Raw genomic sequence first — 26,088 nt, forward strand, 5'->3', positions numbered from 1 at the left:
TTATCCGGAGACTGTGAACAAGGGAGAGACCAGGCCATGGCCGCATATGACGCAGTAATCGAAATTCCCCGGGGAAGCCGCAACAAGTACGAGGTCGACCACGAGACCGGACGGGTCTACCTCGACCGTGTGCTCTACACGAGCTTCGTGTACCCGACGGACTACGGGTTCTTCGAGAACACCCTCGGCCTCGACGGCGATCCCGTCGACGTTCTCGTGCTGCTCGACTTCCCGCTGTTCCCCGGCGTCGGCGTCTCGGTGCGTCCGGTCGGTGTCTTCAACATGACGGATGACGGCGGCTCGGACGCCAAGGTCATCGCCGTTCCCGCGGGCGACCCCCGCTGGGACCACATCCAGGACGTCCTCGACATCCCGGAGTACACCCGCAAGGAGATCGAGCACTTCTTCGAGCACTACAAGGACCTCGAACCGAACAAGTGGGTCAAGACGGAGGGCTGGGGCGACGCCGCCGAAGCCAACCAGATCGTCGAAGACGGCATCAAGAAGCTCGCCGCCGAGGGCCACTGACCCTAGCGCGCTTCGTGCATCGCGCTCGCGCGCTGCCGCACCACGAAGGCCCCCCGGATCGCTCCGGGGGGCCTTTCTGCGTCGCGGACCCCCCGGCATCCGCTCTCGCGCGCCACGTGCGCCACGTGCGCCACGTGCGCCACGTGCGCCACGTGCGCCACGTGCGCCAGGCATGCCGGCAGCGTAGCGGCGGAAATGGCGCGCGGGAGGGTGCGAGCGCTGCGGGACGGGACGGGCGAGGGGCGGTCGGGTCAGCCGGTGGGGCGGCCCACGTAGGACGCGACGTCGCCGGGCGACCAGATTGAGTGGATGCGCACGGGCTTGCCGACGTCGGGGGCCTCGAGAACCTGGCCACCGCCGACGTAGATGGCCACGTGGTAGTAGTCGCCGCCGCTGCCCCAGAAGACGAGGTCCCCGACCTGCACGTTACTGAAGGAGACGAGCCGGCCCTGGCTGGCCATGGTGTTGTACTGGTTCGTGGCGGAATGGGTGCCGATGTAGACCCCGGCCGCGGCATAGGCGGCCTTGGTCAGACCGGAGCAGTCCCACGCGTCGGGGCCCGAGCCGCCGAGGAGGTAGCGGTCGCCGAGCTGAGCGCGGGCGAAGGCGATTGCGGTCTGCACGGCGCTCGCGTTCGGAGCGGGCGCGGTCGCCGCGCCGCCGCCCGAGGACGAGCCGGATCCCGAGCTGCCGGAGCCGGAGCTGCTGCCGGATCCCGAACTGCCGGACCCGGAGCTGCCGGATCCCGAATTGCTCCCGCCCCCCGCGGCCGGAGCCTGGGCTTGAGCCGCAGCAGCAGCAGACGCGGCTGCAGCCCGCGCGGCCGACGCCGCCTGGTCTGCGGCAGCCCTGGCCGCTGCCGCGGACTGCGCCGCAGCGAGCGCGGCCGCCGCAGCCGCGGCATCCACACCGGCCTGGTAGGAACGCTCGGTGTCTGCCGTGGTGTCCTTGAGGAGGGCGAGCTGCCCGTAGAGATCGTTCGACTTCTGCTGCTCGGCCTCGAGGGCGGCTTCCGCGGCCTGGGCCGCGCCACTTGCCGCATCGAACTTCGTCATGGACTCGCCCGTGAGCCGGGTGCGCTCGACGGTCGCCGCGGCGGCCTGCCCGCCGAGGGACTCTGCCGAGTTCTTGTCCTGGACGGCCTCCCGGTAGATGGTCTCGGACTGCTCGCTGAGCTTGCTCGCGGTTCCGAGCTGCTCGAGGAGGTCGTCGGCGCTGCTGCCGTTCAGGAACAGGTTGAGCGAGAGGTCCTGCGCGCCGGTCTTGGCCAGGTGCGCGGCGATCAGGCCGGCCCGCATCTTCGAGGTGTCCGCCTTCTTCGACGCGGTCGCGGCCTGTTCGGTCAAGCTCGTCTCACGCAGGGTGGCGGCGTCGAGCTCGTCCTGGGAGACCCGGTACGCCTCGGCGGCGACTTGTGAGGCCTTGGACGCGGCATCCGCCGCCGTTTGCAGGCCCGTCAGCAGCGCCGTGATCTTCTCGATCTCGGCCTGCTTCGTCGCCTCATTGGCTTTCGCGTTCTGTACGTCGTCCCAGCTAGGGTAACCCTGGTCGCCGTAGGCGGCGGGAGCGATGATGCCGACGGATGCCGAGACCGCGCCGATCGCGACGGCCGCGGCGAAGAGGCGCACGGGCTTCCGTTTCGTGAAGGACGTGCCGTCGTTAGCCAAGTGGTGCTCCCTTGCTTGCCATGAAGGGCACGGCGTTGGACTTGACGCCGTTGATCCGCACTTCGAAGTGGAGATGGCAGCCATCTGCGGCCCCGGTCATCCCGACGCTGCCGATGTTCTGTCCAGCGCTGACGCTCTGGCCGTTCGACACGAAGATGCCGCCGGGACGAATGTGCGCGTACCCGGTCGAAATTCCGCCGCCGTTGTTGATCTGGATGTAGTTGCCGTACGTACCATTGGGGCCGGCGTATTCAACGACACCGTCGTGGGCTGCGTAAATCGGAGCGCCACAGCTGGCGCCGAGGTCGGTACCGTAGTGGAATGTTCCGCTGCAGCCGGTCGAGCCGCAGATGGATGCGCGCGGGCCGAATCCATCGGTGATGCGCCCGCTGGCCGGAACGGCCCAGCCCTGGGAGCTGATGTACCCGCCGCCGAGGCCGGCTCCGGCGCTGCCGGTTGCCCCGCCGCTCGAGTTGCCGCGGTTGGCTGCGGCGGCCGCGGCAGCAGCCGCCGCCGCCCGGGCGGCTTCGATCGCCGCGAGACGGGCGCGCTCGGCGACGCCGGCCTCATAGCCCGCGGTGGTGGACGCCTGCGCGTCCTGCATGAAGGCGAGCTGGGCGGCGAGTTCGACACTCTTGGACTCTGACTCGGCGAGAGCGCTCGCGGCGGCCTCTGCGGCCGCCTGCGCGGCGACCATCGCGGCCTGCGCAGCGACATTCAGGGTCTCGCGTTCGGTCTGGGCAATCTTGGCCTGGTCTCCGAGCGCCTGGGCGGAGTTCGTGGCGGCCTGGGCCTCCTCGTAGACGCCGGTGCTGCGCTCGACCATCTTGCTCATGCTGCCGAGCTTGGCGAGCAGGGCGTCGGCGCCCTGGCCGCTCGCATCACCGTCGAGGAAGAGGTTGACGGTGAGGTCGGTGCCTCCCGTGCGGTAGAGCTGGGCCGCGAGCTGACCGGCCTGCTTCGTCGCGGCGTCCGCTGTCGCCTTGCTCGTATCGGCCTGCGCCTGGAGGTCGGATGCGCGCCGGGTGGCGTCGTCGTAGTTCTGCTGGGCGACCTGGAGTTCGGCGCCGCGCTTCTCGGACTCGGCCTGGGTCTGGGCGACCTGGGTCTGAAGATTCGAGATCAGATTCTGGATTTCGGTGACCTTGGCGGACGCGGCGGCCGTGTTCGACTTCGCGTTCTGCACGTCCTGCCAGCTCGGGTAGTCGACCGCCTGGGCGCCGCCGGCGGGAATCACGAGCGTCACGATGAGGGCGAGGGCCGTTGCGAGGGCCGTTGCGGCGGTGCCTCTGAACAGGCCCCGATGACTGTGAACGCGGCGTCCGCCGGCCGGCCGGAGTGGACCCGACTGTTCGCTGGCCCCGCGGTCACTCGTCACTGCCTTGCGCATAGAACTCCCTGATTGGGCACCGCGTGAACACACTGGTCACGATGCCACTCTTTTCACAGTAACAAGTTCGCGCCAGTATCGCCCGCTATCGGACCCGAATCTAACCCCCAACCGGGCGGATCGGCCGCCATTCGCGGGCGCGCCGGGGCGCGGGCGACACGCCGCGGGCATCGGTCCACGTGCCGATTTGGGGTTTTCACCCAAGAGACCGTATGCTTACTCGTCGGTAGTCATGATGTTTATGGCGTCTCGGCCCCATCGTTTAGAGGCCTAGGACGGCGCCCTTTCACGGCGTTAACACGGGTTCGAATCCCGTTGGGGCTACGCAACCTGCCTAACTGAATGTGCAACAATAAGCAGGTAGTAAATCAGTACAAGTAACACCGAATAAATGAAAACGTACGTTTGGTTCTCATTGTGAGGCCCTGTAGCGCAGTTGGTTAGCGCGCCGCCCTGTCACGGCGGAGGTCGCCGGTTCAAGTCCGGTCAGGGTCGCAAAGGTAAAACGCCCTTTCGCGAGAGAGGGTTTTTTCCTTGGAAAGCGACTTCTCGAGTTACTTTCTGGCCCTGTAGCTCAGTTGGTAGAGCGTTCGACTGAAAATCGAGAGGTCACGGGATCGACGCCCGTCGGGGCCACCCGCTGAAATCCCCGGTAATCCGGGGTTTTTCTCGTTAACGGATGTCTTTTCTCCGGCCTCGAATTCGGCTTTTGCCCACATTTTGCCCACACTTGAACCAGTTACGTGGTCAGGACGGCGGTTGGAACGGCCTTCAGACTGCGATTCCGTGCAGGCGTACGGACGGAGGTTGGTGCCGTCAGTGTTCCGGTTTGCCGAAACAACAGCGTCATTCGATCAGCGATCCCGTGGCTTCAATTCGCAGCCCGGCAGTGGCTTGTTCAATCGCAGCGCTTTTCATGAATCTCGGAACTATCCGATCCAAGTCGATGAGCGCAAGCTCGATCCATTGAGTCGTTCCGCGCTCCGTCCACTCGATCCGCAAAAAATCAACATAGCCAGAGTCGATAGTCACCGACGTAATCACGGAACGTGAAATCCGGCTGGCGCGACGGGGAGTGCGGCTGTCCCACGCCCAGGTCTCCATCGAGTTCGCCCGAATAGAAACTCCGACTTGCCAGCTGCTCCGGTTGATCGAGGAGCTTTTGTGAAAACCAGCGATCGAGGCCGGAGTTGGGGACGTGCGTGTCAGTTGACCCAGGATCACCCTCGCGCCTGGATCAGCTCGGAGCATGGCAGCCCGCAGCTCGTTCATGACGCGCCGCTGGTAAAGCATGCCAGCCACGACCAGCACTGCCCCAGCGATCACCGACACGACATACCCTCGTCCAAGGAACGGCCCAACCATCATCAATACAGCGTCAACGGCGACCAAAATGAGCAGGATCGCGACGATACCCCGCTGGCGCCCGCTAGTCCCTAAGCGTCTGCTGCCGACTCCCCGACCCGAATCGGTCTCCATCACATGTCCTCCCAAGACCATGTCGCTCACGGTCAAGCGGGCTTCCACCACGAGCACGAACCCGCGATCGAGAACTCGACACGCGCACGCATGGTCCTTCCGCCAAACATAACGGTCGATCAGCTCAAATCCGCGCGTACTCACCCCTACGAACGCACAGCGATAGCTGAGACCCCAGGGCTGACCCGTCTTATCCGCGCCCTGAAGAATTCGAAACCTTCGACCGATGCCTGACTCGCCCTGGCCCAGCGGTACTCAATAACGGGTCACGTAATCAGGCCGGCGGGAAGGCCGACGCGAGAGCTCGGTGGATCTGCCTCATAGTCGGCTCGTCGAGAGGCCCCGCCTTCTGCAGGTGCTCGACCGCCTTCTTGGGCCACAGGACGTGAACTCCGTCAATAACGAAGTCTCCGCCGAAAAGCGGCCACTCGGCGGCCACGAAGCACAGCATCCCGTGCACAGGGACCCCGTCCATGCCTGCGTCCGCGAGTGCCGCGCTGACTCGTGCGACTTGCTTGAGCACACCGGCAACCAGCCCGTCCTGTTTGTGCGACCCGACCATGAGCGTTTCGGTCCGGGGCCGGAACAGACCTCCTTCGACCTGCAGCCGGGGGCGACCCTGATACTTCTTCGCGTCGATGACAAAGACTCCCGAGGGGCAGACCGCAATGTGATCGATATTGGCTCGCGTCGGAGGAATGCGACGGTCGTGCAGAACGTGCACGCCACTCCCGCTGAGCTTGTCGAGCCGCTGGCCCAGGGCCACCTCGCCCTGCGCCCCGACGGCCCACGCCCGGGTGCTCTGCGGCTCATCGCTCAGCGCCAGGATGAGCCCACCAATATGCGGGTGGTTCTCACGGATCCTTGTCTCACGCTTGTCCTTGCGGCGGTCGTACTCTCGCCGTGCCGATGCGCCGGCCGTGCCCCCAAACACCTCGAGGTTCTCGGGTGCTGGCTCCGGGCTCGTGACCGCGTCTGCATCGATAGGGCCGCGTTCAATCGGGCCGGCGACGGCTGGAGTGGCCACCGCCGAATCCTGAGCGCAGGTCAAGCAGGAGACCGTCTTGGTCTCGCGTTCGTAGAGTGCCAGTGTCCCTGCGAGGATTTCGACGTCGCATATGCGGCATGGACCGGAGTACCGCAGTCGCATTCTCTTGGGCGTCAACGCCGCTTCACCGCTCATTCTTGAAACGCTACGGCGGCCCAGACGAGAACTCAGGCAATAGCGGGCCCGTGTGACCACGACTGGGGGCCACGACTCCGAGGATGCCTGCGCTTCCGATTGCATCCATCTGTCCGAACGCATTCCTTCCAGTCAGTCGCCAATCGCACTGCCCCGGTCCGCCACTTCGCGATCTCGGCACACCTTGAAGCTCCTGATTTCCTGACTCTGTTCGCCCTGCTATTCCCGTTGGTCCCTCTGTTTTTTGTACTTGTCTTTGTATTTCTCTCTTCTCTTCTTTTTTCTTCTTCTCTCTCCCTCACACTTCTTTCTCTTTCCCTGTCCCACCGCTACCCCTTTACTTCCCAACCCCCCACACAATGCCGTTGGGTGTGGGGGGTTGGGAAGCGAGCGCAGCGAGGGGGTCGCGGTGGGACAGGGAAAGAGGCCCCTTACCCATTCGTTTGGGTATTCGCTCTCAACGAATACCCAAACGAATAGGCAGCCGTCTCGGGCCCCCTCCGTGGTGCTCGTTTCGGTGACGAAAATGGGCCACACGACTGCGGTCCTGCCCGCCTCGGAACAACGCTCGGCACACCGGTCAGCGATGGTCGCACCCTCGCTGACGGTCGCGCTTTGACGTATCGACCGGAGGTAGCTACCGATCGCTCACGCCAAGGCATCCGCAATTCGAGCCGACGCTCTTCCATTCCCTGGGCCAGACGCTGACCGTCTTCGTCCCCGAAATGGATACCATCCTGAGCCCGCGCAACTCGCTATTGCTCTGGGGCCGAGTCCGCAGGTGGCACGCCGAGGAATGGGAAGGCTGGCGTGTCAGGCACGGCCGGGAGCCCCTGCGCGAAGATCGGACCCAGTAGACGTAGCGCCTTGTCGGGGAGTCCGTCGCCCGGGTAGAACTCCTCCAGCAGAGCCTCTGCCTCGTCGACGTTCTGAATGTCGCAGATTGCAAGCAGGTTGGCGATGTCCTGCACGTCTCGCCCGGGCCGCGAGGCGTTGAGCTTCATGGCAAGCAACGCGCGCGCGGAGGCGACTTCCACGGTGACGTCTTCATCCGAATAGAGGATCTCCCAGTCCGGGTCGGCACCGTAAGCGGGGATGAAGATGGTGGCGCTGCTGTTGAGCCAGTCGTGCGGCCAACCCTGCTCGTTGGCGACCTCGGCGGCCGCCTTGAGAATGGGCTCCTCGGGCAGCAGGTACGCATCAATGTCGGCGGTCGTGCGCCGGTCGAAATAGCGCAGAGCAAGCGCCGCGCCGCCCACGATCCGGATGCCGACGGGCTGGCCCGCCGTGCGGAGTTTCGCGATGACCGCACTAAGGCCGCGGATGAGGTCGTCGCGGTCGAGTTGGTCACCAGGCATCAGACGCTCTCCAGCGTGGCAGCCTCGATCAGGATGCCGCGGTCACGGAACTCGCGCGGCACCCGGTCCACCTCTGCGGGGATGTCGTAGTCGCTCGTCCGGGGCGACCACGGGCTGCCCGGGGCCCCGGTTCTCGCGATGATCCAGTCCGGGATTGGCAACGCATCCGCGTTCAGTCGGTACTCGCACAGCGCGGCGATGGCAGTGTCCCAACGCTCGGAGCCGGTCGGGAGCGGCTCGGTCAGGGTCAGGCCGACCCGTGTCGCGCCTCGCTCGGCAGCCAGGTTGTCGGCGAGCTGCAGGAAGCGCCGGAAGGCCAGGGGCTCGTCGGATACGGCGAGCGCGGCAGCGATCTCCGAGGCGATCCGGGCGGCGTCGCTGCGCACAGTCGGCAGTGTGACCACGGTGTGCCGCGTCGCGAGGAGGAGCGCCTCGAGCGTCGCGACAGTGGGCTCGCGCTTGCCGTTCTCGATCAGCGACAGCGAGGAGCCGGCGATCCCGGAGCGCACTGCCAACTCACTCTGGCTCAGGCCGCTGGCCGCACGGGCAGAACGAGCCAAGATTCCTGCGCTCATGACCCCACCACCTTTTACTAGTTAGTAAAAATCTAGCACCGTCGCCGCGTGAAGTCACCGGTTCATTCAGCCGAGTTTTCAGAAAATGGATCACGTCAGACTGTGACGAATATCACGGCTGAACGGGCTCTCCATGGACCTTCGGTGCCCGTATCTTTGCCCACATTTTGCCCACAACTGGGGGAAAACTAGGTGATTTCAGTAATCACTGTGACGGCAACTTCGTTGATTTTACGCGGATCTTGACCCCCTTCCGCATGGTCACAGGGGCCTGTATCCGACTGAAAATCGAGAGGTCACGGGATCGACGCCCGTCGGGGCCACCCGCTGAAATCCCCGGTTATCCGGGGTTTTTATCGTTAACGGATGCCTTTTCTCCGGCCTCCCGGTTCAGCGGAAGTGGATGCCTCGACGTTCTCCGTCGAGAATCTCCGTTCGTTCTGAGAATCGCCTACGCACAGGAGCTCGACAATAGGGCCGATTCTCGGCGCTTGTGACCGGTTAGATGATGTCATGACTGCTCACTATCGGTTTTCCGCAGATTCTACTGAGATCGACCGGGACAAGGTCCATCGTTGGATCAGCGAGCAGTCATATTGGGCCCCTGGGCGCTCCCGTTCACGACAGGACGCGGCGATCGACGGTTCTCGCAACTTCGGCGTCTACGACAGTGCATCGGGCCGGCAGGTCGCGTACGGCCGAATGGTCACCGACGGAGTGACATTTGCCTGGCTGTGCGACGTGTTCGTCGACCCGGAGGTTCGCGGCCAGGGCCTCGGGGAAATGCTCATCGCAGGCATCGTCGAAGACTGCCGACCCCTCGGACTGCGCCGCATCGCTCTCGCGACCGCTGACGCTCACGGCCTGTACGCCAAATTCGGATTCACCCGCGTGGTGGCACCTGAGACCTGGATGGAACGTCCCGACCAGCCACACTCCTGATCCACATGCGCCGTCGGGCGATGATCACGGGATGGCAGGGCGGGCCGTCGCTAGGCTCGCGTCATGAGTATCCGGCTTCGAGGGGCGAGCGCCCGCCAGTCCCCCGCGTTCCGCACCGGTAGTGCTGCTGACACCGCGGAGTGCGTCGCGCTGTGGGTCCGGGCATGCGCCACGCGCGATGGGGCGGCCGTCGCAGGAGTGGCCGAACGGGCTCGACCGAAGTTCGACCACGCCGAGAGTTGGATCGTGGCTGAGGAAACCGGTGCCGGAATCCGGGGCTTCGTTCTCGCAACAACGCCGAAGAGAGGGCTACCGACCGATCCACCCGACGCTGCGGTGGTGAGCCTGCTCGCCGTTGCACCAGACGCGCAGGGACGTGGGCTCGGGAGAGCGCTTCTGGTCAGTGTTGCCGAGGAACTCAAGCACCACGGTCACAAGCACGCTGTCCTGCACGTCCTCACGGACAACCACCCTGCTGTCGATCTCTATCGGCATGAGGGATGGCGGCCGTTGGGAGAGCCGTTCCAACACTCACTTCTGAAGAGGCCTGCGCAAACCTATGCGCTCGACCTGGATTCACGCGCGAAGGGCTGATCCGTTGACGCGAGAACGATGACGCCAGGCGGTGCCGTTGCTCGACGGACCGGCCCCAGGCGGTTCCGGCGAGGATGAGGGCGATACCGACGTATCCGACGACGGCCACCGGGTCATGGGCGACGGCGATTCCGACAAGTGCAGCCCAGACCGGCTCAGTTCCGAGGAGGAGGCTCACTCTGGAGGGCGAGGTGCGTCGGACGGCCCAGGTTTGGATCAGGAACGCGAAGACGGTGCACGCGACGACGAGGTAGAGGAACAGGACCGTACGTCCGGGGTCGAGACGAGCCAGAAAGTGCGGGATCGAGTCGCCGTAGAACAGTGACGCCGCCGAGAAGATCATCGCGCAGGTCGAGAGTTGCACCGTGGTGAGGTGGAGCGAGTTCATCGGAGTGTTGCCCGTGAGCCTGGACATCGACGTGACGTGGATGGCACGGATGATGGCCGCGGCGAGCACGAGCAGGTCGCCGAGGCTCGGCGCCTGGAAGACACCGCCGCTGGCGAGCAGGGCGACTCCACCGATGGCGATCAGCGCGGCCAGGAAGAACCTGCCGGGCAGCCGGCGACCCGAGACGGCGGAATCCAGAATCGGCGTGAATACGATCGTCAGGCTGATGATGACTCCGGCATTCGTGGCCGATGTGTGGGCGATCCCGAAGGTTTCGAAGGCGAACACGGCAGCCAGCACAATCCCGAGCAGTATCCCGGATCGCAATTCCGCTTGCGTGATCCGGTGCCGCCGTGCGGCGACGAGGGCCGCCATGATGACCGCAGCGAGCAGCATCCGTGTTGCGAGCAGGGCGACGACGGATTGGGGCGTGACCAGTTCTTTGGCGACGAGGTACGTGGATCCCCACGCGGCGGCCACCAGGAGCAGGAGCAGGTCGACGCGGAATCGACTGAGGAGGGCGGGCATTCCTCCATCGTCCGGCCTGACTTCACGTAATACAAGAGAGCACTTTAGTGTCACATGCATTAGTTTCAACTTATGGAACTCGGTCAGCTTCGCGCGTTGCGAGAGCTGGGTGACCGGGGCAGCATTGCTGCCGTCGCGGCGGCGATGCACGTCACGCCGTCGTCGGTGTCCCAGCAGATCAGTGCCCTGCAACGTCAGTCGCCCGCTCCCTTGACCTTCAGGGACGGCAGAAGGACGGCACTCACGGATGCCGGGCGCGCCCTCGCGCTGGCGGCGATCGACGTCGAGGTGGCACTCGAACGCGCCGCGCAGGCGGTGGCGCGTTTCCAGGGCGATCACCTGGGCACCGTTTCCGTGACCGCCTTCCATAGCGTGGGCCTGGCCGTCTTCGGATCGTTGATCGCGGCCTGCCGGAGGCCCGACCTGCCCGGCGTTCGGCTGAGCGATTTTGATGTGGCCCAGGAGGACTTCCCCCTCCTCACCATCGATCATGATCTTGTGCTCGCCCATCGGCTGGTCGGCAGCCCCGCATGGCCGGGGTCGGTTCGGGTGGAACCCCTCCTGTACGAGCCCCTGGATATCGCGGTCCGACACGATCACCGACTCGCAGCGAAAGCCGCAATCGAGCCGGCGGATCTTCGCGACGAGGAATGGGTCGCGGTGCACGAAGGCTTTCCGCTCACGCAGGCTCTCGCCCTGATCGCGGGAATCGGAGGGAACGAGGCGCGGATCCTGCACCGGATCAACGAATTCTCGGTAGCCGCGTCCATCGTCGACGCGAGCGGATGCGTCGCCCTGATGCCTCGTTACACAACCGACCTGCGCGACCACCCGGGGTTGGTCCTTCGTCCGCTGGCCTACCCCGGACTCGGACGGCACATCGATTGCCTTGCCCGGCCGGAGACCCTCGAGCGCGCCAACGCGCAGGCGGTACTGGCGCAGATCAAGGCGATAACCGAGACTCTCACCCAGTGATCTTTCCGTTTCACGGCCCGACGCCCACAGGTCAGCCATAACATGAGACCTCCACTGAAAGCGTGATGATCATGGACGAGACAGCAGTTTTCGAGCGAGAGCGTCCCCGGCTGTTGCGTATTGCCGGACGCATCCTGCGCGATGGCGCGGAAGCCGAAGACATCGTCCAGCAGGCCTGGCTGCGGCTTCACGCCACAGAGGCCGTGATCGACAATCTGCCGGCCTGGCTGACCACGGTCACGACACGGCTGTGCCTGGACAGACTGCGCGTCGAGAAACCCATTCTCGTTGACGACCTCGAGTCCCCGTCGCGAACCGCCGATCCAGCGGATGAGCTCGCCCTCGCCGACACGGTCGGGATCGCCCTCCAGGTGGTGTTGGACCGCCTCACGCCTACGGAGCGTGTCGCGTTCGTCCTTCACGACAGCTTCAGCATTGACTTTCCCACGATCGCCGCAATCCTCGGGAGCACTCCAGCCGCTGCACGCAAGCTCGCTTCGAGGGCGCGAAGCAAGATCCGCCCGCAGGGCCAGGAGCACGGCCGCGCCGACTGGAAAGTCGTGGACGCATTCCTCGCCGCCTCGCGGCAAGGCGATTTCGAGCAACTCCTCAAGCTGCTGGCACCGAACGTAGTGGTCGTCGGCGATGACGCGGCCATAGCGGCGGGGACCCCGTCGCGGATCGAAGGGCGGACAGCGGTGGCAACGATGTTCAACGGCGCAGCCAAGGCCGCTCTCCCCGTCTTTGTTGACGGGCGCGCCGGGGCCGCATGGTTTCATCGCGGTTCCCCCCGTGTTGCGTTTGACTTCACGGTCCTCGACGGCGTCGTGTCTCGAATCGACTTCCGCGCAGACCCGGAGGTCCTGGAACACATCATCCGGCGTGAAGCGGGAGCGAGCCGAGATTGACCTGCGACCGTCCACCACGGCAGCGGTCACACTTGGAGCCGATCGATCGTCATATAGATAGCGGGCCTCAAACGGGGACCGCCTTTACAGTGAGGACCCGAATCGATGAAGACCATGACCTGCCGCCAGCTGGGTGGACCGTGCGATCAACCGCTGCACGGCGAGACCGCCGATGACGTCATCGAGGCCCAGAACCGCCATCTCAAGGACGCGGTCAAAGCCGGAGACGCCACTCATGAGCAAGCCCACAATGAGATGAAAGCTCGTTGGAGGCATCCGAAGCAGTCGATGGATTGGTACACCTCAGCGAAGAAGGAGTTTGCCGAAATCCCAGGGGCGTGACCGTTGGATAGCGTTCGAACCTGACTCCAGAACGCGGACGACGGACTGCTGGAACAAACGCCCGCGGATGATGAACGGACGACGCTCGGCGGCATGCGCCCCTGCTGCAACCGGCATCCGCCCAGAGTCGCCGAGCGAGTCAGAGAAGGCCGGCCAGGGCGGCCCACTGCAGGAGGAGCACGGTCTTGCCGTCGACGATGCGGCCGTCGGCGACCATGGCCAGGGCTTCACCGGAGGGGATCTCGAGGACTTCGATCTCCTCGCCCTCCTCGGGGAGGCCGCCTCCTGCCGACACCCGGTCGGAAGGGCCGTAGGCGGCGACGTAGAAGTGCACGCGCTCGGTGACCGAACCCGGGCTCATGTAGAGATCGAACACGTGCCGCAGCTCCCCGACCGTCACTCCGAGCTCCTCGCTCGTCTCCCTCCGGATCGCGACCTCGGGCGAGTCCTCGTCGAGAAGGCCGGCCGCGGTTTCGATGAGCATGCCGTCGGGGTGATCGTTGACGTAGGCGGGATACCGGAACTGGCGCGTCAGCAGGACCGTCCTGCGATCCGGGTCGTAGAGCAGGATCGTGGCACCGTTGCCGCGATCGTAGGTTTCGCGCTGCTGGCTGGTCTGCTTCCCGTTGCGTCCGCGGTACCGGAAGGTGGTGCGGCGCAGAACGTGCCAGCCGTCGGAGGTCACCTCCACGCGGTCCACGGTGACGTCAGGGTTCCCGTGCAGGTCGGCTCCGACCCGATCCAGGCCGGTTCTGCCCCGGCCGTCCGGGGTGTCCTCGCCGGGCCGGCCGGGCAGGGGAAGGGTCGGAAGAGAAGTCATGACTACAAACGTACGGTGATGCGCCCAGGCGACACCATCGAGCGAAGTGCCCCTGCCGCTGACCCGGGATTCTCCCTAGGATCACTGCATGCCCCCACCGACGTCCCGCATGCCAGGCCTCGCGACAGCGGGAGGGCGGCACCGTGCTGGATGAGGCCCGCTTCAACACCGTCGCGAACATGCGCGCGTCGGTGTTCTTCGACGGCCCGGACGTGCGCAGCCGCTACAGCCGCTTCTGGATGCTGCTCGTTCTGTCCGCGGTCATTGCCTCGGCCGGGATCGTCGGCGACTCCACGGCGACCGTGATCGGGGCGATGATCGTCGCCCCACTGATGACGCCGATCATGGGCACCATGCTCGCGACGGTGATCGGAGACCGGGCGAACCTGCTCCGATCGCTGCTCCTGGTCGTCACAGGCGCCGCGACGGCGGTCGCGATCGGGTACCTGGTCGGCTTCCTCGTCGTCAACGACGTGCTCGCGGAGACGAACGCACAGGTCTCCGCCCGGGTCACGCCCGGCCTCATCGACCTGCTCGCGGCGCTCGGCACCGGCCTTGTCGGGTCGGTCGCACTCGTGCGCAAGGACATCTCGGACACCCTGCCCGGCGTTGCGATCGCGATCTCGCTCGTCCCGCCGCTCACCGTTGCGGGCCTCGCCCTCGAGTCCGGCTCCGTCGCCCAGTCGCTCGGCGCCCTGCTGCTCTTCGTGACCAATGTCGTGGCCATCATCGGGACGGGCGTTGTCGTGATGTCGGTCTACGGGGTGACCCGGCTCGCGCGCGACCCCCTTGCGGGTGAACCACACCGGGGAATGGGCCGCACCATCGCCCTGCTCACCGTCATGTTCCTCGTGATCGGCGTGCCGCTCGCGATCACCAGCATCGGCATCAGTGCGCGCGCCATCGTCGAGCAGGGCGTCCATCGGGTCGCGGAGACCTGGGCGCAGTCGGTCGGCTGGGAGGTCGACACCGTGAGCACACGGGACGCCGACGTCTACATCCGCCTCGAAGGCCCGCTCCCGGTGCCCGACACGGCGACCCTCAAGGCGCTGCTGGATGCCGCGGGCGTCGACACGAGGAAGGTCACGGTCAACCTCGTCCCCATTTACTCGGTGAAGCTCGCAAATTAACGGATGTCCCCCCGAGGGGTACTAGCGTGTCGCGGCAGTTGCGGGGTACGTTCCGTTCGTGACCGCCGGGAACGGCGGCCACGACGCATCCGTTCCTCGTACCGTCCGCTTCCTCCTGTACACCCGAGCACAGGGACTGCCGTGAATACGACCTCATCGCATCGACTACCCCGTCGACCCCGATCCACCGCCTCACACGCGGCCATGCGCCCGCGCGGCACGACCAGCGCACGCGATTCGCGTCGCGGCACACCGGGCGCCACCGCTCCGGGCGCCACCGCAGTGACGACGGGCCCGCGATGAACGTCACCGATCCCGCTGAAGTCGACCCGAGCGCGGTCATCGGCGTGGGCGCACTCATCGCCGACCTGGTGCGGGTGCGCGAGTACGCCCGGATCGGGCCGGGCAGCATTCTCGGCCGCGGCGCGTACGTCGGACCCGGCGTTGTGGTGGGCCGCAACTGCATCGTGCAGGAATACGCGGTCGTCTACGAACCCGCGCTACTCGAGGACGGGGTCTTCGTCGGGGCGGCGGCCGTGTTCACGAACGACCCGCACCCCCGTGCGATCAATGCCGACGGCTCGGCCAGGCCGGTCAGTGAGCGGTCGACGCTGGGCGTCACCGTGCGAACAGGGGCCTCTGTCGGGGCACACGCTGTGTGCCTCGCCCCGCTGACGATCGGGCGCTGGGCGATGGTGGCCGCCGGCGCGATCGTGACCGCGAATGTGCCTGACTTCGCGCTCATGGTCGGGGTCCCCGCCGAGAGGGTGGGCTGGGTCGGCCGCAGCGGCGCGACCCTCGAGCACGTCGGCGACGGCGTATGGGTTTGCCCCGTCACCGGTGAGCGCTACCGGCAGCACGACGGGCAGCTCACGCTCGAGTGAGCCGCCCCGCGCGGTTCAGGCGGCGAAGCGGTCGGTCGCCTCGATGATCGCGTCGAGGTTGCCGGGTTCCTCGAAGGAGTGCCCGGCGTCGGGGATCATGCGGAAGTCGGCCTCCGGCCAGTTCTTGTGCAGTTCCCAGGCGGTGAACGCCGGAGTGCACATGTCGTAGCGGCCCTGCACGATGACGCCGGGGATCTCGCTCAGCCGGCCGGCGTCACGGATCAGCTGCCCGGGCTCGAACCAGCCGAGGTTGCGGAAGTAGTGGTTCTCGATGCGCGCGAACGCGACCGCGAAGTCGGGCTCGGTGAACCGGGCGATCGTCGCGGGCTGCTGCAGCAGCGTGATCGTCGACGATTCCCACGTCGACCAGGCAACGCCGGCGCGCTCCCGCACGTAGCGGTCGGGGTCGTGCAGCAGGCGGCCGTAGGCCTCGATGAGCTTGCCGCGCTCGTCGACGGGGACCGGCGCGAGGAAACCCTCCCACAGGTCGGGGTAGATCGCTGCGGCACCGCCCTCGTAGAACCAGTCGAGCTCGACGGGCCGCAGGGTGAAGATGCCGCGCAGGATGAGCTCGGTCACCCGCTCCGGGTGGGTTTCGGCGTAGGCGAGGCCGAGGGAACTGCCCCAGGATCCACCGCAGACCTGCCAGCGGTCGATGCCGAGGTGCTCGCGCAGTCGTTCGATGTCGGCGACCAGGTGCCACGTCGTGTTCGCGCTGAGGTCGGCATCCGCTGCGCTCGCGTGCGGGGTGCTCTTGCCGCAGCCGCGCTGGTCGAAGAGGATGATGCGGTACTTCTCCGGGTCGAACACGCGGCGCTGCTGGGGGCTCGATCCGCCGCCGGGACCGCCGTGCAGGTAGACCGCCGGCTTGCCGTCCGGGTTGCCGGATGCCTCCCAGTAGATGGACTGGCCGTCACCGACCTCGAGCATCCCGGTTTCGTAGGGTTCCAGGTCGGGGTAGAAGGTGCGCATCTCCCGAGCCTACGGCGTTCAGGGACGGGTCAGGCCCTGCTCGTAGGCGAGGATGACGATGTGCACCCGGTCGCGGAGGCCGAGTTTCTGCAGAATCCGGCCGACGTGGGTCTTCACCGTGGACTCGGAGAGGAAGAACCGCTCGGCGAGCTCGGTGTTGGAGAGGCCCTCGGCGATGGCGAAGAAGACCTCTCGTTCCCGGTCGGTCAGCACGTCGATGCGCGCGGCATCCGCTTCGGGGTCCTCGCCGGTCTCGGAGCCGCCCGTCCCCTCGGCGGGGAGCCTGGACCCGAACAACTCGAGCATCCGGCGCGTGACCCGGGGCGACACGGATGCCTCCCCCGAGGCGACCGCCCGGATCGCGGCGGTCAGTTCGCTCGGTTGGGCGTCTTTGAGCAGGAAGCCGCGGGCGCCGGCCTTGAGACCGCCGAACGCATACTCGTCGAGGTCGAACGTCGTGAGGATGATGATCCGGATCCCGGGGTGCGCCGCGGTGATCAGCCGGGTAGCCTCGATCCCGTCGACGCCGGGCATCCGCACGTCCATCAGGATGACGTCGGGCAGCATGCTCGCGGCGAGCCGCACGGCCGCGGCGCCGTCGCCGGCCTCGGCGACGACGGTGAAGTCATCCTCGGCCTCGAGCACCATCCGGAACCCCATCCGGAGCAGGGCCTGGTCGTCGACGAGCATGATCCGGGTCGGAGCCGGCGTATGGTCGTGGGGAGCCGGGTCGTGGAGACCGGTCATGCGGAGGCCTGCCCCTCGTCGAGACTCATCGTCGCGCGCACCCGCCAGCCGCCGCCGCGGATCGGGCCGGCCTCGAGGGTGCCGCCGTAGAGCGCGACCCGCTCGCCGAGGCCGATGATGCCGCGCCGGCCGCCCACGCTCGGCTGGGGGGCCCGCGCGTGGCCGTCGTCGTCGATGACGACCTCGACCAGACCGGGCGACGAGGAGAGCCGCACCGAGACGATGCTCGGTTGCGACGCGTAGCGCAGGGCATTGGTCAGGGATTCCTGCACGACCCGGTAGATCGTGAGCTGCACGCCGGGGCTGCCGGGCACGCGCCCGCTCAGCTCGAGCCGGGCCGGGAGCCCTGCGGAACGGAAGGAGTCCACGAGGTCGACGAGCTGGTCGGCGCCGGGCTGCGGGGCGAGCGGGGCGGCGGTCGCGGTGGTCGCGGTGGTCGTTGCCGCGGCCGTCGTGGTGCCGGCCCCTGGCCCTGGTGCGGCCTGCCCGGGGGCGGATGCCGCGGCATCCGCCGTCTCGTCGTCGTCGCCGAGCACGCCGAGGAGCCTGCGCATCTCGGCCATCGAGCCGCGGCCGGTGGAGGCGACCTCACGCATCGCGGCGCGGGAGCGTTCGGAGTCGCGGACCGCGAGGGCATCCGCGCCGTCGGCGAGCGCGACCATGACCGAGAGACTGTGGGCGACGATGTCGTGCAGTTCGCGGGCGATCCGGGCGCGTTCGGAGCTGCGGGCGAGCTGGGCCTGCCGGTCGCGGTCGTGGGCGAGCTGGGCGGCGAGGCTGACGAGGGAGGCGACGTAGCGCATCCGGTCGCCCACGCTCACGCCGATCACGGTCGCCACGATGAGCAGGACCGCGTCCTGCGAGGCGACGCTCACCCAGGAGATGAAGGGGTTGCCCGAGCCGAAATAGGCACCGAGGGTGGAGATGCCGACCGCGGCCGCGAGGCCGATCCAGGCGCTGCGCACGTTGCGGTACACGGCGACCGCATAGAGGGCGATCATCACGGGCAGGGTGTCGCCCTGGCCGTGGTTCGGGAACGACGGGAGCAGCGCCGTGCAGGAAATGGCGAGGGCGAGCAGCGGGGCGTGCCTGCGGAAGAGCAACGCTCCGGCAATCAGTGCGGTGAGGAGCAGCGCCGAGACGATGGCGACCGGGGCGGGTCCGCCGCCCGGACGGGTCGCGTCGACCAGGAGCACGATCGCGGTCGGGACGAGGTAGACGGCCGCGACGAGGGAATCGACGAACCAGGGGTGCCGCGCCCAGAACCGGCGGGTGACCCCCGGAGGCGTCGGCAAACGCAGGCCAGCCCCGTCCGCGAGGGGGGTCGCGGCGGGGCTGGGACTGGTGGAGGTCATGCTTGGGACTCTACTTGCTGCGAACTGGGCGGATGCCGGTCACCGGTCGGTGCCGGCAGCCGGCCCTGCCTGCTCGGTCCTGTTCATTGCCGCCCGGTTACGCGTCGCGGCGCTTCAGCAGCACCGCGGCGGTGCCGAGGCTCACGACAACCCAGACGAGGACGATGATCAGGTCGACCGACCAGTCGAGTGGCACCTTGGCGAACTGCATGAGGCCGAACATGCTGATACCCGCTGACGAGATCAGGTACGGGAGCACGTCGCTCGCCCACGTGGCCGGGATCATCTGGAGTACGACCGGGAGCAGCAGGATCACGCCGAGCGCGACGGCAATGCTGCCGGCCCCGCTCCGCACGATCGTGCCGATGCCGAGTGCGAAGACCGCGACGAGGGCCAGGTACAGCGAACCACCGAGCACGGGGAGGATGACCTCCGGGGCGAAGAGGCTCGCGTGCAGGCCCTGGCCGGAGACGATCGAGACCGTGACGACGTAGGCCGCGATGTTACTGACGAGGCCGGCGACGAAGGTCGCGACGAACAGCACGAGGGCCTTGGCCCACAGGGCCGGCAGGCGCTTCGGCACCGCGGTCAGGGTCGAGCCGACCATGCCCGTCGTGAACTCGCCGGTGACGGCGAGCGCGCCGAGCACAGCGACGATGAGCTGGCCGAAGAACACGCCGAAGGTCGAGGCCTGCGCCACGAACCGGGCCTGGTCGGTGCCCGGAACCGTCGTGATGTCGGTCCCGGTGAGGTCGAGCGCGAGCGACATGATCGCGGCGAGCCCCATCGACACGACGAGGAGCACCGCGAAGCACCAGATCGTCGAGCGAACGGTGCTGAGCTTGATCCACTCCGAGCGGATGATGCCGAGCGCGCTGAGGTGCGGACCGGCCGGTGTCGTCGCGGGCACGAATTCCGTGCCGATGTCGGCGAGGGCTTCCGGGGTACCGGCAACCAGGATCGTGGGGGTGCTCATCGTGCTGCCTCCTGCAGTTCGGTCTCGCGCGGGTCCGGATCGTCGTTCGCGGCGGCATCCGTTGCGGCGTCTGTCGTGTCGGAATCGTCGTCGTCGAATTCCTCGTCGCCGGTGCCGCCGGTGCCGCCGGTGCGGTACTCGACCTCGTTCCGGGTGAGGGACATGTACGCGTCCTCGAGGGAGGCGCTGACGCTCGTGAGTTCGTGCAGCACGATGCCGGCGGCTGCGGCCTGGTCGCCGATCTCGGCGGCCGTGATCCCGGTGATCTGGAGCACGTCCTGTTCGAGGTTCACGACGGTGACCTCGGCCTGCGCGAGCAGGGTGGCGAGTCGGGTCGCGTGCGGGCTGCGCACGCGGACGGTCGCTCCGCCGGCCTGGCCGATGATCTCGGCGACGGGGGCGTCGGCGATGACCCGGCCTCGGCCGAGCATGATGATGTGGTCGGCGGTGAGCGCCATCTCACTCATCAGGTGTGAGGAGAGCAGCACGGTGCGGCCTTCACCGGCGAGGTGCCGCATCAGCTTGCGCACCCACTGCACGCCCTCGGGGTCGAGCCCGTTGACGGGTTCGTCGAGGATCAGGATGCCCGGGTCTCCGAGGAGGGCCGCGGCGATGCCGAGGCGCTGTCCCATGCCGAGGGAGTAGCCTCCGACGCGCTTGCGGGCGACGGAGGTGAGTCCGGTGAGCTCGATCACGTCGTCGACGCGGCTCTTCGGGATGTTGTGGGTCGCGGCCATCGCGAGCAGGTGGTTGCGCGCCGAGCGGCCCGTGTGGATCGCCTTCGCGTCGAGCAGCACCCCGACCTCGCGGAGCGGGGCACGGAGGTCCTGGTAGCGCTGGCCGTTGACGAGGACCGAGCCGGAGTCCGGCCGGTCGAGGCCGACGATCATCCGCATCGTCGTGGTCTTGCCTGCGCCGTTCGGGCCCAGCAGGCCGGTCACGGTTCCGGGCTGGATGGTGAAGTCGATCGCGTCGACCGCGACCTTGCTTCCGTAGCGTTTGGTCAGGGACTGTGCCTGAATCATCCGTCTCCTCATTCGCATCGTTGGCGGGGCCAGGCGTCGGTGGACGTCGGCCCCGCATTCACGATACGCAGGGCGCCTCACGGGGCACATCGGTCGAACGGATGCTTACCGGCCGCGGCGCGTAGTACCCCGGTACGACGGATGCCCGCCCTCGCGCCGGTTTGCGCAGGCCGCTACTTCTTGCGCGGCGCCTTCTCGTCTGCCGGGGCGTTGCCGGAGGCGCGCAGCGCGGTGTAGTAGTCGCGGGCCTCGTCCTGGCGTTCCTGCTCCGCTCCGGAGGCGATCTTCGCGCGCAGGTGCTCGGGGCTGTACCCGAATGAGTCCACGAGGTCCTGGGCGAAGGGGCGCAGGCGGGCGATGATCCGGTCGATGTACGCCGTGACCGACTGGGCGCGCTGGGCGGACAGGCGTCCGTTGATCAGGTACCAGGCGAGGTGCTTCTCGACGAGTCCGAGCCCGAACAGGTCGCGCAGCCAGGTCAGGACCTGCTTGTTGCCGGCATCCGTCGTGTGCTCGACGGCCCGGGTGAATGCCTCCCACTGGAGGAGCTCGCCGTGCGCGCGGGCCGCCTCGATGAGTTCGTCCTGGTGCGCGTTGAACACGTCGGCGGACTGCTGCGGAGAGAGCTTGCTCGCCGGGCGGAGCTTGCCGGCGATGTCGCGGATCATGGTCTCGACCCGGTCGGTGAGCAGCTCCCGCTGCACGTTCGTCTCCCGGAGCTGGCCGACAGAGCGCGCTGTCGAACCGAAGTCGGCGACGGCCTGGCCGAGAGTGCGGAGGCCGGTGTTGTGCAGGGCACGGTCGGTGGCCTGCTGCACGACATAGCGGGCGAGGACCCCGCTGCCGGCGTCGGCGAACTTGCGGCTGAAGTCGGTGAGGAGCCGCTTGGCGACGAGCTGGAGCAGGACGGTGTTGTCGCCCTCGAACGTCGCGTAGACGTCGAGGTCGGCGCGGAGGCCGACGAGGCGGTTCTCGGCGAGGAAGCCGGCGCCGCCGCAGGCCTCCCTGGCCTCCTGGATGGTGTCCAGTGCTGCCCAGGTCGACAGCGGCTTGAGGGCTGCGGCGAGGGTTTCCAGGTCCTGGCGGTCGGCATCCGTGTCTGCGATGCCGCTGAAGACCTTGTCGAACGCGACCAGGAACTCGTCGTGGGCGAAGGTCTGCGCGTACGTCGTCGCGATGCGCGGCAGCAGCCGGCGCTGGTGGCGCTGGTAGTCGAGGATGACCTGTTCGGCCTCGCCGCCGGCCGTGAACTGGCGGCGCTGGCTGCCGTAGGTGACGGCGATGGTGAGGGCCATGGCGGATGCCTGGGTCGCGGCCCCGTCGAGGGACACCCGGCCCTGCACAAGTGTTCCGAGCATCGTGAAGAACCGGCGGCCGGGGCTGGAAATGGCGCTCGAGTACGTGCCGTCTTCGGCGACATCGCCGTAGCGGTTGAGCAGGTTCTCGCGGGGGATGCGGACGTTGTCGAAGGCGAGCCGACCGTTGTCGATGCCGTTGAGGCCGCCCTTGAGGCCGTCGTCCTCGCCGCTGACGCCGGGCAGGAACGCACCGGTCTCGTCGCGGAGGGGCATCCAGAAGGCGTGCACGCCGTGGTTCACGCCGCCCGTGATGAGCTGGGCGAAGAGCACGGCCGCGATGCCGTCGTTCGCGGCGTTGCCGAGGTAGTCCTTCCAGGCCGCGCGGAACGGGGTGTGCACGACGAATTCCTGGGTCTCGGCGTCGTAGGTCGCCGTGGTGGCGATGCTCGCGACGTCGGAGCCGTGGCCGGTTTCGGTCATCGCGAAGACGCCGGGGGTGGCGAGGCTCATGATGCCGGGCAGGTAGGCGTCGTGGTGCTTGCGGGTGCCGAGGTGCATCACGGCGGAGCCGAAGAGGCCCCACTGCACGCCGGCCTTGATCTGCAGGCTCGGGTCGGCGGTGACGAGCTCTTCGAACCCGGCGATGTTGCCGCCGTGGTTGTCTTCGCCGCCGAGGTGCACCGGGAAGGCACGGTGCACGTGGCCTTCGACGGCGAGCAGTCTCAACTGCTCGAGCACGCGCAGCCGGTGCTCGGCCATCGACAGGCCGGGGACGCCCTGGAGCTCGGGGCGTGCGGTGAGCTTGCGGGCCTCGATCCGGATCTCCGGCCAGCTGCCGAGCAGCTGGCGGCTGAGCGCCGGGACGTTGATCGTGGGGATGGGGGTGAAGGTGCCGGTGGGCTTGGGGGCGGCCGGGGAGGGCGTCGCCGGTGCGGAGGGTGCGGAGCGCTGGGCAGTGTCAACCATCATTGGTCCTTTGTTCTCGCTCGAACTCGAAGTTTCCTGCATGGAAGCTTCCTGCGCGGAAGATCGTGTAGGCAGAATTTTTCTACACACTAGGGCGGCTCGGCGACGGCCGGAAATAGTGCATGACGAGGCTACAAAGGCGGGTGCCGCGCCCGGCATCCGTCTTGTAGCTTTCCACAGGCGCCGCGCTCGAACGAGTGCCCTTAGGCACAAAAACGAGTAATCCTAAGCGCCCGCCGCCGCGACGACCTCGAGCACGCCGGCTCCGTAGGCCTCGAGTTTCTTGGCGCCGACGCCGGAGATGCCGTCGAGGTCGCCGATACCGCCGGGGTTCGCGACCGCGATCGCGATCAGGGTCGCGTCGCCGAAGACGATGTACGCGGGCACGCCCTGCTCCTTGGACACGCTCGAGCGCCAGGCCCGGAGCGCCTGGAACAACGCCTCCTGCTGCGGGGTGAGGTCGGCGGCTGCGGCCTTCGCGGCGCCGGTGCGGGCGGAGGAGGTGGATCGTGCCGCGCGCTCGGGCTCGCTGCGGAGCTCGACGGTGCGATGGCCGGCGAGGACCTCTGTGGCGATCGGGGTGAGCACGAGGGTGCCGTATTCCCCGGAGGTGGCGAGGATGCCCTGGGCGAGCAGCTGACGGACGACGCCGCGCCACTGTTGGTCGGAAAGGTCGGCGCCGATGCCCCAGGTCGCGAGCTGTTCGTGGTGGTGCTGGGTCGTGCGCGGTGTGGTCTTGCCGCGCAGGATGTCGACGATCTGGCCGGCGCCAAAACGCTGGTTGCGCTCGCGCAGCAGGCGCACGATGGTGGAGAGCAGCTTCTGGGCCGGCACGGTGCCATCCCAGCCGACGGGCGGTTCGAGGCACGTGTCGCAGTTGCCGCACGGCTCGCTCGCCTGGCCGAAGTAGCGCAGCAGGTTGACCCTGCGGCAGTGCACCGTCTCGCAGAGGGCCAGCATGGCGTCGAGGTGCGCGGAGAGCTTGCGGCGGTGGGCGAGGTCGCCGGGCGACTCGTCGATCATGCGGCGCTGCTGCACGACGTCCTGCAGGCCGTAGGCGAGCCAGCCGGTCGAGGGCAGGCCGTCACGGCCGGCCCGGCCCGTCTCCTGGTAGTAGCCCTCGACGGACTTGGGCAGGTCGATGTGGGCGACGAAGCGCACGTCAGGCTTGTCGATGCCCATGCCGAACGCGATGGTCGCGACGATGATCACGGCCTCCTCGCGGAGGAACCGGGACTGGTTGCGGGCGCGCACCGCCTGGTCGAGGCCGGCGTGGTACGGCAGCGCGTTGAGGCCGTTGGCGCGCAGGAATTCGGCGGTCGCCTCGACGCTCTTGCGGCTGAGCGCGTAGACGATGCCGGCGTCGTGCGGGTGCTCCGTCTTGATAAAGGAGAGCAGCTGCTTGCGCGGTTCGGCCTTCGCGACGATCCGGTACTGGATGTTCGGACGGTCGAAGCTCGCGACGAAGTGACGCGCCCCCTCGAGCTGCAGGCGCTGCGTGAGTTCCTGGTGCGTCGCATCCGTCGCCGTGGCCGTGAGCGCGATGCGCGGCACGTCGGGCCAGCGGCCGGCGAGTTCGGACAGGGCGAGATAGTCGGGGCGGAAGTCGTGGCCCCACTGCGAGACACAGTGGGCCTCGTCGATCGCGAAGAGCGCGATGGTGCCGCGCTCGAGGAAGCGCTTGGTGGCCTCGGAGGAGAGCCGCTCGGGGGCGACGTAGAGCAGGTCGAGGTTGCCGGCGAGGTAGTCGCGTTCGACGCGGGAGCGTTCGGCGGAGTCCTGGCTCGAGTTGAGGAATTCGGCGCGGACACCCACCGCGGTGAGGGCGTCGACCTGGTCCTGCATGAGCGCGATCAGCGGGGAGATGACGATGCCGGTGCCCTCGCGCACGAGGGACGGGATCTGGTAGCAGAGGCTCTTGCCGCCGCCGGTGGGCATCAGCACGACGGCGTCGCCGCCCCCGATGACCTGGTCGATGATGGCGGCCTGCTCGCCGCGGAACGAGTCGTAGCCGAACACCGTGCGCAGCGCCTCGGCGGCGGTCGCGAACTTCGCGGTGGCGCGCCGGGGCGGGGCGGATGCCTGCGCGAACGACGTGCGGATGGGTCCGGATCCGCCGGCACCGGCGCCCGGGTCGACTCGGGAGCCGTAGTCGGAGCTGTTTCCCTGGCCGTCGCCCGCTCCGTAGTCCGGGGGCGGCGGAGCGTCGTAGTCCTCTGGCGCATCGCGGTCGTCGGGCACCCACTCGTCCGGTTCACGGGGCAATTCGGCAGTCCAACTCACCCAGCGAGTCTACCGGCGACCCCGGACACCCTCACCGGCTTTCCCCACCCCGCCCGTCTCGCGAGAGTACGAAATGTGCCCCTTCCCGTAGCGGGAAGGGGCACTTTCTCCGCTTTCGCGAGCCGGGGTGGGGCGGGTTAGGGGGTGGGGCGGCGGCGGGTGAGGAGGAGGGTTGCGGCTACGGCGAGGATGACGGCAGCGGCGGCGCCGGCGATCCAGAGCAGGTCGGTGGGGGCGACCGCGCTTTGCGCGGCGCCGGGGGCGGCGGACGCGTCGGCGGCGGCACCTGGGGTGTCCGTGGGGGTGGCGGCGCCGCAGGTCGGGGCGGCGGCGAGGCCCTGCGCGAGCACCTGACCGGTGGCGGGCTGCCAGGTGAAGGTGTAGCTGCCCGAGACCGGGTGGCCGTCGGTCGAGACGACCTGCCAGGTCACCGTGTACTCCCCCGGCTGGCCGAGCTGGGCCGTGGTCTCGAGCTTCGGGCCGAAGAGGGTGACGCATCCGTCGCCGTAATAGAGAGGTGCGGAGGTCGGACCGCTGATGCGCATGGCGTTGCCGGTTCCGGTGCCGTCTAGGTTCAGCAGGGCGTCGTTGGTGGTGATGGTGAAGTGGCCTGGCTGCTCGGTCACGACCGAGTTCTCCGCGGGCGCGTACCCGACCGGATAGTTGTGCGCGGACGCCGGGGCGGCGGAGAACCCCAGCGTCGCGGCAACCACGGCCGCGACACCGAGCGCGCGCAGGGACCAGTCGCGGACGTGGTTGCTTCGCATGGTTCTCT

The 26,088-nt window shown here is 67.7% G+C and carries 23 protein-coding genes, 3 tRNA genes and 1 pseudogene; 11 read left to right on the top strand and 16 right to left on the bottom strand.

Going from position 1 to position 26,088, the window contains the following annotated elements; all coding sequences use genetic code 11:
* Window positions 1–36: 36 nt before the first annotated feature.
* Entirely contained in the window at window positions 37–528 is a 492-nt protein-coding gene (locus E3O39_RS04700; RefSeq protein WP_134446288.1) for an inorganic diphosphatase, read from the top strand.
* A 251-nt stretch (window positions 529–779) separates the two neighbouring features.
* Here E3O39_RS04700 and E3O39_RS04705 read toward each other — a convergent pair whose 3' ends face one another.
* The gene (locus E3O39_RS04705) at window positions 780–2,195 is read right to left on the bottom strand and encodes an NlpC/P60 family protein (protein ID WP_134561769.1); all 1,416 of its coding nucleotides are present in this window, start codon (window positions 2,193–2,195) and stop codon (window positions 780–782) included.
* Window positions 2,188–3,585, bottom strand: coding sequence for a M23 family metallopeptidase (locus E3O39_RS04710; RefSeq protein WP_134446286.1), 1,398 nt, complete (start codon window positions 3,583–3,585; stop codon window positions 2,188–2,190). Before E3O39_RS04710 ends, E3O39_RS04705 begins: the two co-directional genes overlap by 8 nt.
* Before the next feature lie 251 nt (window positions 3,586–3,836).
* On the opposite strand from E3O39_RS04710, the gene E3O39_RS04715 reads away from it, so the two are divergent.
* The 3 genes from E3O39_RS04715 (at window position 3,837) to E3O39_RS04725 (ending at window position 4,221) form a co-directional block, all read left to right on the top strand.
* A tRNA-Glu gene (locus E3O39_RS04715) sits at window positions 3,837–3,909 on the top strand.
* 97 nt (window positions 3,910–4,006) lie between these two features.
* A tRNA-Asp gene (locus tag E3O39_RS04720) sits at window positions 4,007–4,080 on the top strand.
* 68 nt (window positions 4,081–4,148) lie between these two features.
* Window positions 4,149–4,221, top strand: a tRNA-Phe gene (locus tag E3O39_RS04725).
* A gap of 210 nt (window positions 4,222–4,431) precedes the next feature.
* On the opposite strand, the gene E3O39_RS04730 is transcribed toward E3O39_RS04725, so the two are convergent.
* The 4 genes from E3O39_RS04730 to E3O39_RS04745 all read right to left on the bottom strand — a co-directional run bounded on the left by E3O39_RS04730 (window position 4,432) and on the right by E3O39_RS04745 (window position 8,180).
* Window positions 4,432–5,100, bottom strand: coding sequence for a hypothetical protein (locus tag E3O39_RS04730; RefSeq protein ID WP_134446285.1), 669 nt, complete (start codon window positions 5,098–5,100; stop codon window positions 4,432–4,434).
* A gap of 238 nt (window positions 5,101–5,338) precedes the next feature.
* The gene (locus tag E3O39_RS04735; protein WP_241984971.1) at window positions 5,339–6,247 is read right to left on the bottom strand and encodes a nuclease-related domain-containing protein; all 909 of its coding nucleotides are present in this window, start codon (window positions 6,245–6,247) and stop codon (window positions 5,339–5,341) included.
* 755 nt (window positions 6,248–7,002) lie between these two features.
* Window positions 7,003–7,605 (bottom strand): DUF6036 family nucleotidyltransferase, encoded by a 603-nt coding sequence (locus tag E3O39_RS04740; protein WP_134446284.1) that lies wholly within the window; start codon window positions 7,603–7,605, stop codon window positions 7,003–7,005.
* Window positions 7,605–8,180 (bottom strand): helix-turn-helix domain-containing protein, encoded by a 576-nt coding sequence (locus E3O39_RS04745; RefSeq protein WP_134446283.1) that lies wholly within the window; start codon window positions 8,178–8,180, stop codon window positions 7,605–7,607. The genes E3O39_RS04740 and E3O39_RS04745 overlap by 1 nt, the downstream gene beginning before the upstream one ends.
* 513 nt (window positions 8,181–8,693) lie before the next feature.
* Here E3O39_RS04745 and E3O39_RS04750 point away from each other — a divergent pair.
* Together E3O39_RS04750 and E3O39_RS19815 are read left to right on the top strand one after the other, a co-directional pair.
* Window positions 8,694–9,122 (top strand): GNAT family N-acetyltransferase, encoded by a 429-nt coding sequence (locus E3O39_RS04750; protein ID WP_134446282.1) that lies wholly within the window; start codon window positions 8,694–8,696, stop codon window positions 9,120–9,122.
* 63 nt (window positions 9,123–9,185) lie between these two features.
* Window positions 9,186–9,716, top strand: coding sequence for an N-acetyltransferase (locus E3O39_RS19815; protein WP_134446281.1), 531 nt, complete (start codon window positions 9,186–9,188; stop codon window positions 9,714–9,716).
* A 70-nt stretch (window positions 9,717–9,786) separates the two neighbouring features.
* Here the strand turns inward: E3O39_RS19815 and E3O39_RS04760 are convergent.
* A pseudogene (locus E3O39_RS04760) lies at window positions 9,787–10,692 on the bottom strand (DMT family transporter); the annotation flags it as partial.
* Window positions 10,693–10,704: 12 nt separating this feature from the next.
* Between E3O39_RS04760 and E3O39_RS04765 the strand changes: the two are divergent.
* The 3 genes from E3O39_RS04765 (at window position 10,705) to E3O39_RS04775 (ending at window position 12,857) form a co-directional block, all read left to right on the top strand.
* Window positions 10,705–11,607 (top strand): LysR family transcriptional regulator, encoded by a 903-nt coding sequence (locus tag E3O39_RS04765; protein WP_134446279.1) that lies wholly within the window; start codon window positions 10,705–10,707, stop codon window positions 11,605–11,607.
* A 65-nt stretch (window positions 11,608–11,672) separates the two neighbouring features.
* Entirely contained in the window at window positions 11,673–12,515 is an 843-nt protein-coding gene (locus E3O39_RS04770) for a sigma-70 family RNA polymerase sigma factor (RefSeq protein WP_241984974.1), read from the top strand.
* Between the two features lie 105 nt (window positions 12,516–12,620).
* Window positions 12,621–12,857, top strand: coding sequence for a hypothetical protein (locus E3O39_RS04775; RefSeq protein WP_134446278.1), 237 nt, complete (start codon window positions 12,621–12,623; stop codon window positions 12,855–12,857).
* A gap of 139 nt (window positions 12,858–12,996) precedes the next feature.
* Here the strand turns inward: E3O39_RS04775 and E3O39_RS04780 are convergent, their stop codons facing one another.
* On the bottom strand, window positions 12,997–13,677 hold the full coding sequence (locus E3O39_RS04780; RefSeq protein ID WP_134446277.1) for an NUDIX domain-containing protein: 681 nt from the start codon (window positions 13,675–13,677) through the stop codon (window positions 12,997–12,999).
* A gap of 143 nt (window positions 13,678–13,820) precedes the next feature.
* On the opposite strand from E3O39_RS04780, the gene E3O39_RS04785 reads away from it, so the two are divergent.
* Both E3O39_RS04785 and E3O39_RS04790 read left to right on the top strand, forming a co-directional pair.
* Window positions 13,821–14,807, top strand: coding sequence for a DUF389 domain-containing protein (locus tag E3O39_RS04785; RefSeq protein WP_198413382.1), 987 nt, complete (start codon window positions 13,821–13,823; stop codon window positions 14,805–14,807).
* A 299-nt stretch (window positions 14,808–15,106) separates the two neighbouring features.
* Window positions 15,107–15,691 (top strand): acyltransferase, encoded by a 585-nt coding sequence (locus tag E3O39_RS04790; RefSeq protein ID WP_134446276.1) that lies wholly within the window; start codon window positions 15,107–15,109, stop codon window positions 15,689–15,691.
* Window positions 15,692–15,706: 15 nt separating this feature from the next.
* On the opposite strand, the gene pip is transcribed toward E3O39_RS04790, so the two are convergent.
* The 8 genes from pip to E3O39_RS04830 form a co-directional block, all read right to left on the bottom strand.
* A complete protein-coding gene (gene pip, locus E3O39_RS04795; RefSeq protein WP_134446275.1) occupies window positions 15,707–16,663 on the bottom strand; it encodes a prolyl aminopeptidase in 957 nt (318 codons plus the stop codon).
* Window positions 16,664–16,681: 18 nt separating this feature from the next.
* Window positions 16,682–17,410 (bottom strand): response regulator transcription factor, encoded by a 729-nt coding sequence (locus E3O39_RS04800; protein ID WP_134446274.1) that lies wholly within the window; start codon window positions 17,408–17,410, stop codon window positions 16,682–16,684.
* Window positions 17,407–18,765 carry a histidine kinase gene (locus E3O39_RS04805; RefSeq protein ID WP_134446273.1) on the bottom strand — a complete coding sequence of 453 codons (1,359 nt, stop codon included), beginning with the start codon at window positions 18,763–18,765 and terminating at the stop codon, window positions 17,407–17,409. The genes E3O39_RS04800 and E3O39_RS04805 overlap by 4 nt, the downstream gene beginning before the upstream one ends.
* A 97-nt stretch (window positions 18,766–18,862) precedes the next feature.
* Window positions 18,863–19,741 carry an ABC transporter permease subunit gene (locus E3O39_RS04810; protein ID WP_134446272.1) on the bottom strand — a complete coding sequence of 293 codons (879 nt, stop codon included), beginning with the start codon at window positions 19,739–19,741 and terminating at the stop codon, window positions 18,863–18,865.
* A complete protein-coding gene (locus E3O39_RS04815; RefSeq protein ID WP_134446271.1) occupies window positions 19,738–20,766 on the bottom strand; it encodes an ABC transporter ATP-binding protein in 1,029 nt (342 codons plus the stop codon). Before E3O39_RS04815 ends, E3O39_RS04810 begins: the two co-directional genes overlap by 4 nt.
* A gap of 173 nt (window positions 20,767–20,939) precedes the next feature.
* The gene (locus tag E3O39_RS04820; protein WP_134446381.1) at window positions 20,940–23,030 is read right to left on the bottom strand and encodes an acyl-CoA dehydrogenase; all 2,091 of its coding nucleotides are present in this window, start codon (window positions 23,028–23,030) and stop codon (window positions 20,940–20,942) included.
* 225 nt (window positions 23,031–23,255) lie between these two features.
* The gene (gene recQ / locus E3O39_RS04825) at window positions 23,256–25,313 is read right to left on the bottom strand and encodes a DNA helicase RecQ (RefSeq protein ID WP_370294650.1); all 2,058 of its coding nucleotides are present in this window, start codon (window positions 25,311–25,313) and stop codon (window positions 23,256–23,258) included.
* 137 nt (window positions 25,314–25,450) lie between these two features.
* A complete protein-coding gene (locus E3O39_RS04830) occupies window positions 25,451–26,080 on the bottom strand; it encodes a copper resistance CopC family protein (RefSeq protein WP_134446270.1) in 630 nt (209 codons plus the stop codon).
* Window positions 26,081–26,088: the final 8 nt, after the last annotated feature.

The organism is Cryobacterium sp. MDB2-A-1, assembly GCF_004402675.1.
GTDB classification, from domain to species: domain Bacteria; phylum Actinomycetota; class Actinomycetes; order Actinomycetales; family Microbacteriaceae; genus Cryobacterium; species Cryobacterium glucosi.